Source organism: Indolivaga alginatilytica, from assembly GCF_003201355.1.
GTDB lineage: Bacteria > Bacteroidota > Bacteroidia > Bacteroidales > Dysgonomonadaceae > Dysgonomonas_A > Dysgonomonas_A alginatilytica.
In genome coordinates, this window is the sequence record NZ_QICL01000004.1 from 161,178 (window position 1) to 174,860 (window position 13,683).

11 protein-coding genes are annotated in these 13,683 nt (G+C 39.7%); 8 read left to right on the top strand and 3 right to left on the bottom strand.

Annotation, left to right across the window (positions count from 1 at the left end):
* Positions 1-79: 79 nt before the first annotated feature.
* Both CLV62_RS05810 and CLV62_RS05815 read right to left on the bottom strand, forming a co-directional pair.
* Complete coding sequence (locus CLV62_RS05810; protein WP_110309837.1) at positions 80-1,741, bottom strand: tetratricopeptide repeat protein; 1,662 nt, start codon at positions 1,739-1,741, stop codon at positions 80-82.
* 105 nt (positions 1,742-1,846) lie between these two features.
* Entirely contained in the window at positions 1,847-2,161 is a 315-nt protein-coding gene (locus CLV62_RS05815; protein ID WP_110309838.1) for a hypothetical protein, read from the bottom strand.
* A 681-nt stretch (positions 2,162-2,842) separates the two neighbouring features.
* Between CLV62_RS05815 and CLV62_RS05820 the strand changes: the two genes are divergently transcribed.
* The 4 genes from CLV62_RS05820 (at position 2,843) to CLV62_RS05835 (ending at position 10,804) form a co-directional block, all read left to right on the top strand.
* Positions 2,843-3,298: a hypothetical protein gene (locus tag CLV62_RS05820; RefSeq protein WP_110309839.1), complete on the top strand. Its 456-nt coding sequence runs from the start codon at positions 2,843-2,845 to the stop codon at positions 3,296-3,298.
* A 58-nt stretch (positions 3,299-3,356) separates the two neighbouring features.
* Positions 3,357-6,338, top strand: a complete 2,982-nt coding sequence (locus CLV62_RS05825; protein ID WP_110309840.1) for a hypothetical protein — start codon at positions 3,357-3,359, stop codon at positions 6,336-6,338.
* 5 nt (positions 6,339-6,343) lie between these two features.
* Complete coding sequence (locus tag CLV62_RS05830; RefSeq protein ID WP_110309841.1) at positions 6,344-7,387, top strand: hypothetical protein; 1,044 nt, start codon at positions 6,344-6,346, stop codon at positions 7,385-7,387.
* A gap of 87 nt (positions 7,388-7,474) precedes the next feature.
* Complete coding sequence (locus CLV62_RS05835; protein WP_110309842.1) at positions 7,475-10,804, top strand: hypothetical protein; 3,330 nt, start codon at positions 7,475-7,477, stop codon at positions 10,802-10,804.
* 458 nt (positions 10,805-11,262) lie between these two features.
* Here the strand turns inward: CLV62_RS05835 and CLV62_RS05840 are convergent, their stop codons facing one another.
* Complete coding sequence (locus tag CLV62_RS05840) at positions 11,263-11,547, bottom strand: hypothetical protein (RefSeq protein ID WP_110309843.1); 285 nt, start codon at positions 11,545-11,547, stop codon at positions 11,263-11,265.
* A 527-nt stretch (positions 11,548-12,074) separates the two neighbouring features.
* Here CLV62_RS05840 and CLV62_RS05845 point away from each other — a divergent pair.
* From CLV62_RS05845 to CLV62_RS05860, 4 genes are all read left to right on the top strand, one after another.
* Entirely contained in the window at positions 12,075-12,533 is a 459-nt protein-coding gene (locus tag CLV62_RS05845; protein WP_110309844.1) for a helix-turn-helix domain-containing protein, read from the top strand.
* A 117-nt stretch (positions 12,534-12,650) separates the two neighbouring features.
* A complete protein-coding gene (locus CLV62_RS05850; protein ID WP_110309845.1) occupies positions 12,651-12,950 on the top strand; it encodes a hypothetical protein in 300 nt (99 codons plus the stop codon).
* A gap of 3 nt (positions 12,951-12,953) precedes the next feature.
* Positions 12,954-13,277, top strand: coding sequence for a hypothetical protein (locus tag CLV62_RS05855; protein ID WP_110309846.1), 324 nt, complete (start codon positions 12,954-12,956; stop codon positions 13,275-13,277).
* Between the two features lie 109 nt (positions 13,278-13,386).
* Positions 13,387-13,680, top strand: coding sequence for a hypothetical protein (locus CLV62_RS05860; protein ID WP_110309847.1), 294 nt, complete (start codon positions 13,387-13,389; stop codon positions 13,678-13,680).
* Positions 13,681-13,683 lie beyond the last annotated feature (3 nt).

The following is a 13,683-nucleotide window of genomic DNA, read 5'->3' on the forward strand; positions in this document are numbered from 1 at the left end:
ACAAACAAATATATAAAGATATGGTTGTGAATTAAACTTTTTTTTAAATTATTCTATCTAAATAGAATAATTTAAAAATCTATTCAGGATATAACAGAGCTTTTATATTAAATTCATTCATTCCCGCCTGATGTAATTTTCGCTCAATATTCCATTTGATGTCAGTAAGATTAAATGTATTTCCTTTGCTATCTATTATAAATGCAATGGCTTCTTCGGAATATTGAAGGTGACATAACATCAATATTATAAGATCGGTGTCGGTTAACGCTCCCGAAAGTTTTTTACCGAGATAGAGGTCACTTGAAAGATAGTCTTTAGCCACGATCAATAATTGTTCGTTGGTTTGCTTTTTCAATGCGTCAACCATTGCCTTGATTTCGATATAGATTTCTATGTCTATTTCTTCCCTTCCTGTCAATAATATTTGGTTGACTTTGGTTTCTATGTCAGACCACCCGATGATGAAGTGTTCATACACATTTTCAAGGTAGCTTTTACTTGCTATGCTGTGTTCGAATAATCGGTCTTGCGTTAAGGAATGTACTTTTTCTTCCAGTTTTTTTAGTTTTTTGTATTTCCTTTTACGGCAAAACATAATTGCCAACAGCATCAAGATAAAAACTGTGACTTGCAGTAATACAAAGAATTTTCTTTCTGCTTTATGTTCTTGTTCCTGAATCTGCAACTGATATTTGTTTTCAGCGTTGAACAGTTTTTCGGTACTTCTTTCCTCCAATATCTTTTGGTTAGCTTCCATTTGTAATCCTTTATAATAAAGGGCTTGGCTGACATCGCCTATTTGTGAGTTATAATCGGATAATGAACCGTAAATACTTTCAAGTAAATAGTTATCTTTAATTGCAGAGACTTGGTTTTTAATTAAGTCTGTATAATATTTAGCTGAATCGGGTTTGCTTTTTTCGTTATACAATAAGGAGAGGTTCAGATATATTTTGAGCGAATCTTTGGTATTAGCTGTTTGCTCTAAAGCCTTACTCAGATAAACGGTTGATTTATCATACTGCTTCATCCTCATAGTGATATATCCTAAGTTATAGGCTTGTATGGCTTTATGCTCGGCATTGTCCGTTTCATTTGCCAAATCCAATGATTTGTTGAAAAAGTAATATGCACTGTCTAACTTGTTCGCCAGATCATACGAACGCCCTAACGCTGACATAACCTGTAATCGCCTTATACCTGTTTCGGATTCGTTGTTATATAGATTCAGTGCATCGTGTAAATGTACAATGGAGCTATCGGTAATGCCTTGTTCCAAGTATATATTTCCTAAGAAATGAAGGCTTTTGGCTGCCAGCATCGTATTTTTGGCTTTACGGGAATACGCTGTTGCGAGCAAAAATGAGTTAAGAGCTTTTTCGGGTACGTGTTGTGAACGATATACTGTCCCCGCATAAAAGTTAGCAACTGCGGCTTTGTCAAAATTACTTATGTCATTGTAATATTTCTGAGCTTCAAATACAAGAGTGTCGCCAGTTATATCTTCATCGTTATTGTATCTTGCTTGTACACGGGTTACTACATATTGCATGTAGTTGCCTTTTCCCATTTTTTCGGGGCTTTTAATTGAATCGAGCAGAATAATGGCATTTGATGGATTGTTTGCTGCCTCATTTTGAGCCTGTTTTAGCAAGTCCACTGAACGGTTATCTGTACATGAAAACAAAAAAAGTAGTACGATTGGGAATAAGGTGCTTTTTTGTAATGATATTGTCATAGAAGTGAGAATTTGGTTCTAATGCTCAGGAATCCCTAAACCCGTTATTAAACAGGCTTAGAAATTGGTGTTGGTATATCTCCTTAGAGACTGTTACTATTCAGATTATTTGATACTGTCGCTATCCTGATCGGTAGCTATACTTTCTTTGGGTGTATCAACAAATTGACTTTTGGGGTCGCCACTTCCTCCCGTATTTCCCAGACCGGCAGAAAACACTTGTGGTTGCGGGTTAGAAATTAGTGTGTCGCTACTGTTTTTAACTACTTGATTTGCGTTTTTCAATGACTCTATTTTGGGATCACCGCTACCGCCTGTATTGCCCAGACCCATATCTTCTATTTCGGCATTGGAACAGGAAGAAAAAACAAATACAATGGAACATAGTAAACTGAAAAAGGTAAAGCATTTAATTTTCATAATACAATTTTTGAATGTGGGAATAATAGATTAATTTGGACGCTAGGTTTAGTTTAGTTCTTAATCCTGCAAATCTAGCACGCTATAACGCAAAAAACAATACTTTTACTGCCCTATATAGATTTTTGTTAAAGCCATAGCAATCTAAATAACTTATATTAAGATATATACCAGATAGTAAGTATACTTATCATACAGATTTTTTTTAGAGCCGTCTTATTAAAAACAGTAAAATATGATGGGTTAATTTCTAAAAAAAATGGCGTTCCTTTTGCTAAAATATGTAAAAATGATTCGTATCAATGACAGTATGATAAAACACTATAATTATAGGTTTGTTTGCCCCATACAGATTTTACAGCTTTTAAAAACGTTAATATAAACATTGTTAAGAAATTAAAAAAACGACATGCGGATTTTTTTAGAGCCGTCTTGTTAAAACAGTAAAATATGATGGGTTAATTTCTAAAAAAATGCCATTTTTTTGCTAAAATATATAAAAATTGATTTATCGGGTGGGAATTGTTCATTCCATCCGAAGCATTCTATCGGGATGAAATATGAAGGTATTCCCAATTTTGGCACATCCTAAAAAATAGCTATATTTGTGTAAACGATACAGAGGCACATAGCCCGAATTGGAGAAATCCTTTTCGGGCTTTTTGCATTTACACACAAACGATGGCACAAAACTATAAACCTTGTCTGTTTCAGAAAATAGCGGGTAATACACCTGTAAGGGACAGTATGGAATGGGGTATTTATATAAAAAGTGTCCCCTTTAAAGTATTCCCCGACATCAAAGAACCGCCTTCCCGTGACTGGATGGATGAACACGGGGACGATGAATATTTATCTAATACCCCCTACTACAAAGCATACGAGATTGATTGTCAGTTTGTCTTTATCGGGACGAACGGAACAGCCAATACCAAAATCAAAGCCTTTCTGAGCTATCTGGCAGAGGGTGGCAAATTCAGGATGTACGACACTTATACAAAAATAGGGCGTACCGATGTACGCTATGTCAGCTACTCGGAAGATGTGTTTTACCGCCGTGAAGGGCAGGACGATGTAGTTATGTTCTCTGTGAAGTTGAAAGTAAACGACCCTATTACGGACATAAGCCTCCCCTAACCCCTCCAAAGGAGGGGAAGAAAGACGCAAAGCGATTAAAACACAACCTTAATACAAAATGCTACACTTATACTCGAAAGACGGAAAAATACAGAAAGCCGAGATACATAAGTTTACCTATCAGGGGACTTTCTTAGGCGAGTGCTTCGTTTCGGCTAAAATAGAAACGGAGTACCCTGTTTATTTCGAGATCGGAGATTATTTTGACTATCGGGGAGAAAGGTTTACACTGAACTATATCCCAGCCAAACAGAAACAAGCCCGAAAAGGAACATACGGCTCTGCCTTCGTTTACGACAATATCAAATTTAACTCGCTTGCCGACGAACTGACACGGGTTGAATTTCTGGACGTTGTATTGCAGGACAACGGCATCCATTATACAAGTCTGCCCGACTTTTCTTTCTATGCAAACAATGTAAAAGACTTGGCAGACCGCATACAAGCAAATTTGAACCGAGTATATAGCGGTGCGGAACAATGGGTCGTGATCGTATCAAATGATATTATTACCAAAGACAAGGTTATCAATGTCAGCAAAATAAACTGTTGGGATGCAGTGGCACTGGCAAGCTCGGAGTTCGGGGTAAACTTTATTGTCAGAAACCGAACTATCACCATCGGTACGGCTGGTATGGCGGTGGGTAAGGTATTCGGCTACGGAAAAGGGAAAGGGTTGTATGATATACAGCAAACAACGAATGAGGATGCACTGATTATTACACGCCTGAGAGCCTATGGAAACACCCGAAATATCCCCAACCGATATTATAACAAGATCAAAAAAGCGAACGGTCAGCCCTATATTTCTGACGGGGTATATATCCCTAATCTGATGCTGCCTTCTTTCCCTTATACCATTGCTGACCCTGCGAAGGTATTTATCGACTCCCCGAAAATGGCAGAATACGGCTTGCGGGAAGGCTCTGTTCACTTCGATGGCTCGGACGATCTGCCCGACATCTTTCCGTCACTGGAGGGCATGACAAAGCAGCAACTTTCGGATGCAGGAATATATGTCTCTCTCCAAAATGGGGATAACGGAAATATAGACGAGTGCCTGAGTGCCGATAATCCCACCGATAGCGGCGAACTGCCCGAAGAAGGAAGCGGAGAGATACCCGCCGAGTTTACCATTTACCTGAAAGATTTGGGTTTCGACCTGTCCGAAAAAGACAATAACAAGCAATATAAATTTGCTACTTCGGACACGATGCAGATAAGCATGACAAGCGGTATGTGTGCCGGACGTATATTCGATGTGATGGATAACGGCATAGTCAAAGATACGGTTCAGGGGTTTACTCGTTATAAAATAACCTGTAAACGTTTTACGGACGACACCATAGCAGGGGGAACGGCTTTTCCGAACAACTTATATAAAGTAAACGCAGGGGATAAGTTTGTCATTCTCGGTATTGAAATGCCTGATGTCTATGTAAAGGCGGCAGCTCAGCGATTACAGATGGCAGCAAAAGACTATCTGCCCCTACACGATGAAACGAAATATACTTATACCCCGAAGATCGACGAAATCTTTATGGCAAATAACCCCGCTATCGGGGAGAGCATCAAAGAGGGCGATATACTCAATTTTGACGATACCGACCTAGAGATTGATGCTTCGGTCATTATTCAGACCTTAAAAATAGAAGTGGGTGCGAAGTTAGTTCCCACTTACGAAGTGACATTAAGCAACGAACGAGTAACAGGGGCAATCGAAAAAATGCAGAACGCTATCTCTCAACTGGCTTCGAACAATACAGGGATAACAATAGACCAAGTAAAATCGCTGATTGCGTCCTATGGCACTAAGTATTTCCTAAGCCGTGTATTTGACGATACAGCAGAAGGGAATATTACATTTGTTCAAAACGTATCGGTGGAAAAGGAATTAACGGTATTCGATACGGTCACGGCAAAAAAAGATGTCGTTTCCAATCAGTTCGGGAACTCAACCTTTACTTCGGGACAATTCGGCTCCGGCTTTCGTGTGTGGCAGAACCCGAACAACGGGCAGTCATACGGCGAGATTGATAATTTAATGGTACGCCGTGATACAATTTTCAACAGGCTGACAATTGCAGATATAAAAAGCGTCGGCGGTCAGATATTGTTATCTCTCGCAAATATGTTATGTTCGGATGTGATAACACAGGCTGATGGTTTTGTATGCTATTTCGATACAGCAGAAGGAACTATTATTAATCAGTTTGCCCTTAACGACCAAGTAATCTGCCGACGATTCAACGGACAGAATATTAAATACTACTGGCGAAGGGTCACGGCTATCGGAACAGACTATTTAAAACTATCGAAAACGGATGCTGACGGATCTGGTGTACCCACAAAAGGCGACGAAATGATACAGTTCGGAAACCGTACCGACGCAAACAGGCAGTCGGCTATCCTGATTTCGGCTTACGGCTTCGATGCACCGAGCTTCAAGCAGTATGCAGGGATTAACAGCTACGATCTGACAGGAAAAGAAGTCACTGCAATTACACCTTCGGGGAATAAGTTTACAGGTACTTTCGAGGTAAAAAGCGGCAACCAAAGCATAAGAGTACCAGCAGATCGGGGAACATGGTCTAACGGAATGGTCTGCTATTACTACGACCGTGTATCGTATAACGGGGCATTATGGCTCTGTATTGTTCCCGACGGACAAACGACTACTGAAATACCTTCCCTTAGTTCTGCGTATTGGCAGAAGCAAGTAGCAGAAGGCAAATCGCTGCGTCTGGAGAAATTCGCTACACCGAGCTACGAGTTTTACAGACCGAGCCAACCATATAACGCAACAATCAGTGTCCGTGTATTCGAATCGGACGAGGATATAACACCTGACATGGATATTCACCAATTCAAATGGGAACGTATTTCTGAGAATACGTTGAACGACCCGACTTGGAACGAACTTCATGTGAATGCGGGGAATACTGTAACCCTGACAGAACAGGACTTATCCGGCGACACGACATTCGTATGCACGTTTCTTGACTTAATACAAAACAAAACACTAACAGCAAAATTCTAACTCACATGGCAGTATTAGCACAACAACAATTTACTATCAGGCGATTGATTGACGGGAAAACACTAAACTTTCTGTTACAATCCAATCAGGCACTTACTCAAATCTACACGCCCGATCCAGCGACTTATACGCCCAATTGGGCGACAACGAACTTAAAAATTACACCTGACCTTTTAGTTTCAGGGGAAACAGGAACACAGATCGCACGTTTAAAAGCCGCCCCGACATGGAAGATAAACGGAAGTACTACGCTTACAACTTTCGGGGCTACCGCAGCGACTACCGCACCCTACGCCCTGACGATCAATAAAAATATGGATTCAGTGAATCAGTTGGTAATCGAGTGTAACGCTATTTACGTTCAGCCCGTTTCTTTGGCAGAAATGCCTGTTTCGGCGACTATGACCTTTACAAAAGTTGCCAACACAGGGGCAAGTATTATAGCCGTATGTACGGCGGCTGACGGTGTGATTTTCAAAAACAGCAGCATCACTTCGCTATCGGCTGAGTGCGATATGTGGCGGGGTGCTGAGATCGACAGTACAAACGTAACTTATCGCTGGTTTATCAAGACTTCGGGGGCTTATGTGGAATTAACTTCGGCAAACGCAGCTACATATAACGTTGCAGGCTACACGACACGAAAGATCACAATTCCCAATAGTGCAGTACTAAATTATGCGACATTCAAATGCACAATAAAGGACACTGACACGGGAAGCTCGACCTATAACAAGGAAGTAACGGACACGATTTCATTTATAGATATGAGTGACCCGTATGATATTCGTATGGATTTTCCACTTGGAAACGGTATTTCGACAGGGGCTTCTATAACCGCTAAAATAGACGTGTATCAGGGGGCAACTAAAATGGCTGATACTTTCTTTACAGGTAAGACATGCCGATTTTTCCGTAACAATGCAAGTGGAGTCCTTGATACGACTTGGGGTACGAGTGGATATAAAACGGGACGTTCAATTACTTTAACAGAAGCTGATCTGCTTTCTACTTATCAGACGGTTTTCGGGGTAGAACTCAATGGATAAACACCTCTCCCAACCACCTCACCCCAGCCCTCTCCAAAAGAGAGGGGGCTTTAATTACTTACAAATAACCTTGACACAAATAATACTATGGCTCTTATAGCACAGGGACAATTTACGATTAAAAGAGCAGCAAAGGACGGGCAATATACGGTAAACCAATATGCGAAAAGCACATCGGATGCGGTAGCCCCTGCGAGTGGGTGGGCTTCGAGTCCTCCTACCTTAGTGGCGGGCGAATACCTTTGGATGCGAACAGGTTTGGTTATACCTCCAGCCACTACACCTACAAGCTGGACGTTACCCGTCAGGATTAGCGGCGACAAGGGTAATCAGGGCGATGCGGGGACACTCAATTATATTGAATGGAAAGATTCATGGACTGTCGGCAATTCAGCAATTGCAGGATGGGGAAACAACGGTACAACCGATGAAAACATTCGTGAAATGGGTAAAAATCCATTCGGTTTACAATCTATGCTCTGGAAATGTATTCCCAATTTGGACGGGAACGCTGCCGGCGGTTGGGTTACAAATCCCATTCTGCTGGATACAAAATATGCTTACCGTTACTCGGTATTCGTCAAAAAAGTGAAATCAGGAACTACCTATCACGGATGTTATGAAGTAGTGAACCTTAACGGCACGGCAAATACGAATCCTTACTTCTGGTCTGGTACTACTCTGAGAACGAATGAATGGTTTTTAATGGTGGGTATCATTCATCCGTATGCTGTAACTACTAATAGCGGAATAGGCGGAGTTTACGATATGGCAGGGCGTTTGTTTTCAAGTGGAACTGATTATAAATTCAACGCTTCTAACCAAGCGGTAAGGTTCAGGTCGTATTTGTTCTATTCGAGCGATGCGACGGATTTGCAATATTTTTTCAATCCGATGGTGCATCGGCTCGATGGGACAGAACCGAGTATTAATGATCTGTTACAGGTTCAGACCGCTTCGGTTGTCGATACTTCATTCAAGGTGCTGGACGATAAGATTATTACAAAAGCGAACCAAACGGATTTTACAGCCTTACAAGGCAGGGTTACTTCGGCTGAATCGACCATCGTACAACAGGGAACTAAAATTGAATCGACCGTTACAAAAGTAGACGGAAAGAACGCTGTTTATAAGTCGCTGACATCGGGTACGACGGACAGACCCGTTATACCTTACGCAAAGAATGACCTTTGGATAACATATACGGGTGAAATAAAGCAAAGCACGGTGACACGGCTTACAGGGTCTTTTACTGATTCGGATTGGATAGCAACCACAAAATATACAGACGATACGGCAGCCACCAACGCACAAAACACAGCCGTAAAGAAAATACGTTATATCCGGGACTGGCTGAACGGCAGTACCGCCAACACGGGCAACCATTGGGTGCAGATTATGGCTCTAAATACGGCGGGAACAAATGTTGCACTGAATAAGACCGTATCGGGGGATTCGACCAATACACGCATAACCAACGGTAGTACTGACTCAGCTTCTTATGTGTCAGTAGCAGAAGGGCTGAGATATGTTGTCGTAGATTTAGGTGCGGTATCTGAAATATCGAAAGTGAAAGTATGGCACTATAACCTAGACAGCAGGACATACTATAAAACAAAAACCGAAGCCTCTGCCGATGGCATAAACTGGTTTCCGTTGTTTGACTCGGCAATCGAGGGGACATATAAAGAATCGACGGCTGGCAGGACGTATTATGTAAGGGACTATGATAATAACGCTGTTTCGGGACTGAGAAACCGCACCTATTACTCTGATGCCACACCCGCAGTTCCCGAAGTGGGGCATAAGGAAGGCGATTTGTGGTATAAAATCAGCCTGACAAACGGTTGCTATACTACTTACAGGTGGAACGGCTCGGCATGGGCGGTTATCAACGAATATGTGTCGAAAGCCCAACAGACAATAACAGATACCTCGATCACGAACCTTGTTACAAAAACGGGTATCAATTCACTGGGTACGGGCGAGACTCTGATTTCGAAGATAAACCAGACAGCAGACAATATTACCCTTGAAGTGGGAAAGGTACAGATCGGGGGAAGGAATTTACTTTTAAATTCGAATTTCGTTGTTTCCCCGGACTTTACAAGCTGGGGAACAAATGGGGGTACTAGGACTATCGAAGCCGATGCAACTTTCGGGAAAGTGACGAAAATAGTGGCTACGGGGGGTAGTCAGGGGATATATCAAAATCCGGCTACAAGGCGGACTTCGGGCAAGAACTATGTTATTTCGGGGTATATGAAAGCGGCAGCCAATATGAATGTGTCTTTTTCGCATGAAGGGGGTACAGGATCGAAGGCTTTTGCGGTAACTACCGCTTGGCAGCGTTTCGAAACGCAGGGTACGTGGACGAGTGGCGGCAGCGTATGTTTCTATTCGGGCGGGGCGGGTACTTTTTATCTGGCAAACTTGCAATACGAGGAAGGAACAAAATCGTCGGCATGGTCGCCAGCACCCGAAGATATACCTCATATAGCGGGGTCGGCACTTAGTATATCCGATAATAAAATAATACTTGCAAGTAGTTCTATCATAATGAAAGGTACAGCTATTACAGAAGCTATTAAAGCACAGACTGCACAATTCGGGGGCTTTACGGTTAGTGGGGACAGGTTCGAGTCGATAGCCAAGACAGACAATGTGCCTAACTTGTTCCTTGACGGAAAAAACGGAACTGCATTTTTGAGAGGTGGTTTGCTGACTCCGTTTAAAAACGGGACATACAGGCTAAATTCAGGCGGTGGTGCGACTTTTTCGACATACGGTTTGCAGGACAACAACAATGTAGTGATAACAGGTGATACACTGGGTTGGACGATTGCTTTTGTTGTGCCATTTACAAAGGAATATAATGGTTTTCGTGCAACGATCATTAATGAAAAGTTCGAGAGCAAAACACCTGTTGGGAATATATCGGCATCTGCTCCGAATGGTATGTATTTTTTTGAGAACGGGGTCAAAAAAACGGAACTAACTATACAGAAATACGAAGGGGTGGATATGATCGGCTATGGTGAAGGGAATAACTTTTACGGATGGATAATTTTGAATAGGTTCAATACGAACTCCTATAATCAGTCTGGGTTCGGACTGAAACTGTATAATATCGGTATGGTAAGAAGCGGTACGATAATCAAACAGACGACTCCTGACCCGATTTCGAGTATTACCCGTGTGTCGGAAGGTAGGTATAAGTTGACTTTCCAGACCCCATTCTCCAGTGCAAATAATTATATAGTTTTCTTAACGTGTGAAACAACTTCATATATGGGGCGTTTTGCGAATGTGACCGCCAAGACGACGACTTATTTTGAGGTGTACACAGGTGACGACTCGACACCGAACGACGGGGATTTCAATTTTATGGTGGTTTCTACATTGAACTGGACATAAAAAAAGAGAAGGGCAGACTCGTTAAAGCTGCCCTTATCTCGCTCTCCGTATATGGGTTAACAATAATATAATGTGAGAATATAGCCGTAAGGTGTTTTTTTCCTCTTACTTTCTCTAGGGAATGGTTTTAGTGCATTTGGAGCAATAAATAGAGAAAAATCGAGGTTTTAATGCTTAATCTTTTCATTATTAATTCTGATTGTTAACTTACCGGAGAATCCTCTCCTCCATCACAGTTTATTTAATTTTGTTGGTTTTTTAGAAAGAGTGTCCTCCGTAGTGTTAGAGAGGACACCCTAACTGGTCTTGTTTACAGCAATTTCTGCTTTAGGTTATCGCTTAGACATTGTAAACTGTAAAAGACCTCTGGTTTAGAGCAATTGATTGATAAATAATTGGTTGTGTTCCTGATAAAATATTAGATTTAAAATAAGTGAGAATTGGTTGTTTAACTATAATTAATTTCCGTCCATAAATAGGTAGGACTCGGTACATATATTATTCTTAAAACGACATGTCAGGGTAGATTCAGATAAAGGTATTTCCAATTCTTTATATTCGTTATCTTTATCTGTCCTAATGCACCTGTAATTTTGGTATATGCCAATTACTACATCCAAAGTCAGCCCAATACAATCGGGAACTTTTAAGATTTTTGGCAAAATTAAAACTCTAATTTCTAGTAGTTTATTTAAAATAACATCTTTTTTTATTGTGCCTTCGGAAAGTTTACCTGTTTCCATACAAATAGTAATTAGACCTGTTTATCCTCTATTCTAGGTTGTTAATAATAATGTTAATAATAAAAAGCGGAGGAACATTAACTATCCTTGCAACATTCGGAAGTCCAATTCCCCACGCAAAAGAATATATCAACGCCCTCCGCTATTTGCAGAAAGACGTTTATTCTGATTTTGTTACGTGATTAAATCTTTGGACTTTTAAATGTTGCAATCAGAGCTAAACGCTCATTTATATTAAATATTTTTACAAATATGAACTGACTCTACAATTCATCTTATGACACAATACTATAATTGAAACGCTACTACACATACCATTTTTTAATATTGCATCCGCAAATATATTTTAAGAGTTTGATAATAAATATTATTTTCAAACAATAAATATTATTTGTTATAGAGGTAAATTTATATCTTTATATTTTAATAAAAATATGATATGAAATTCGATGTAGTTTGAGCGTATTTTTAGGCTTATGTGACTATTTTTTATTAATTTCGTGGAGAACATTATTTGATAATATATTATGGCAACAGATACAGTAGAACAAAAACCTCATCAGGGTGTTAACGTGATGATAAGACGTAAAAGAAAAAATATGTCTCAAGAATCACTCGGTAATCTAATCGGTTTACCACAATGTGATATTTCTAAATTAGAAAATCAGGAAGTAATTGAAGAAAAAACATTATCAAAAATTGCTAATGCTTTAGGTTGTTCCTTAGAATCGTTAAGAGATTTCGACGTAGACCATGCCATGAACTCCTTTAATTCGACTATAACAGACACTAAGGATAATTCTTTTATCAATAGTGGCTATTCAAACGAAATACATCAGACATACAACCAAACTTCTCCCGACTTAATAGATTTGTATAAGACCCTTTTACAAGACGAAAAGGATTTGCGGATAAGAGAGGTTCAAACAATGGAAAAGGAAATTGAATTTTTGAGAGTTCAACTAGCTGAATCTTTGAAAAAGTAACAACTATTTTCCCGAATGAACAGCTCAATGGTTATAAACGCTAAAGTTAAAAAATCAGATAAACTATTGGAATGGCATACTTCTTCCTAAATTTGTAAAGCTAAAATATATAAGATTATGTGTACGATAAGCATAAACGAATTTAATTGCAATCCGCAAAAGTATTTTCAAATAGCGGAAACCGAACAAGTAATGATTAAGGACAATGGCAAAGTCTATCAGCTTGTTATGACAATAGATGAAAAAGATTTTATTTCCGGCGAAGAATTAAAGGAGCGTGTTCATGCAAGAATAGAACAAATGTACAAGAGCAAAAAGCAGGTAATAACCGAAGAAGATTTGAAAAACTCATATTCGCCAGAGGAGTTCAAAACGGTTATGAAAAAGGAAATTCATAAAATGTTTAGCCAGCAATAGTAGATGGAAGTTCGTTTTTCTCATGCAACAAGTATCTTTCTGAGAGAATTGATACAAATTCTTTACGAAGAAGATTATTTCGGTTTTGAAGAGGCAGCGATAGAGTATGTCAATGATCTGGTCGATGATATTCAGTCGGGTATTGCCCGTAAGCACAAAAAACCTGCTCCTTCTTATTTTGATAAATACGGTCAAAATATGTATTATGTATCTTATAAGCGAAATAAAAATACAACTTGGTATATATTTTTCAACTACTCGGAAGATGTTTATTACATCCGTTACATAGGTAACAACCACACTATATCGCACTATTTGTCAGAATAATTAATTTGTAGTATATTTATACTCATTATAAGAGGCATAAAGCCCGAAACGGAAGTAACATTCCTTTTCGGGCTTTTTTGTTTTTAACCTTAACACAAACTACAAAACTATGCTACAAATAACAAACACGGTAACTACTAAAGACGGACAGGTAGTAATAGGCAATGTGACTTATGCCATTAACTACTCTATTATCAATAACGAACTGAACTCTATTCAATGTGCGATTTCATCAATGTCAGATAATCAGTTTGAACAAATCGGATTTATCCGCAAGGAACATGGAAGACTGAACACCGACTTTTTAGACAGGGTTGCTCCGATTGAACACTTAACCGTTTTTGAAAATATTGTCAAAGAAGTGGAGGCTGATCTTTTGGCTGAAACAAAGAAAAAACAATAATCC

Excerpts from the sequence above, each read along its gene's own strand:
- CLV62_RS05810 (WP_110309837.1), bottom strand. The coding sequence starts at position 1,741 with ATGACAATATCATTACAAAAAAGCACCTTATTCCCAATCGTACTACTT.
- CLV62_RS05835 (WP_110309842.1), top strand. The coding sequence starts at position 7,475 with ATGGCTCTTATAGCACAGGGACAATTTACGATTAAAAGAGCAGCAAAG.
- CLV62_RS05815 (WP_110309838.1), bottom strand. The coding sequence starts at position 2,161 with ATGAAAATTAAATGCTTTACCTTTTTCAGTTTACTATGTTCCATTGTA.
- CLV62_RS05825 (WP_110309840.1), top strand. The coding sequence starts at position 3,357 with ATGCTACACTTATACTCGAAAGACGGAAAAATACAGAAAGCCGAGATA.
- CLV62_RS05860 (WP_110309847.1), top strand. The coding sequence starts at position 13,387 with ATGCTACAAATAACAAACACGGTAACTACTAAAGACGGACAGGTAGTA.
- CLV62_RS05850 (WP_110309845.1), top strand. The coding sequence starts at position 12,651 with ATGTGTACGATAAGCATAAACGAATTTAATTGCAATCCGCAAAAGTAT.
- CLV62_RS05845 (WP_110309844.1), top strand. The coding sequence starts at position 12,075 with ATGGCAACAGATACAGTAGAACAAAAACCTCATCAGGGTGTTAACGTG.
- CLV62_RS05840 (WP_110309843.1), bottom strand. The coding sequence starts at position 11,547 with ATGGAAACAGGTAAACTTTCCGAAGGCACAATAAAAAAAGATGTTATT.
- CLV62_RS05830 (WP_110309841.1), top strand. The coding sequence starts at position 6,344 with ATGGCAGTATTAGCACAACAACAATTTACTATCAGGCGATTGATTGAC.
- CLV62_RS05820 (WP_110309839.1), top strand. The coding sequence starts at position 2,843 with ATGGCACAAAACTATAAACCTTGTCTGTTTCAGAAAATAGCGGGTAAT.
- CLV62_RS05855 (WP_110309846.1), top strand. The coding sequence starts at position 12,954 with ATGGAAGTTCGTTTTTCTCATGCAACAAGTATCTTTCTGAGAGAATTG.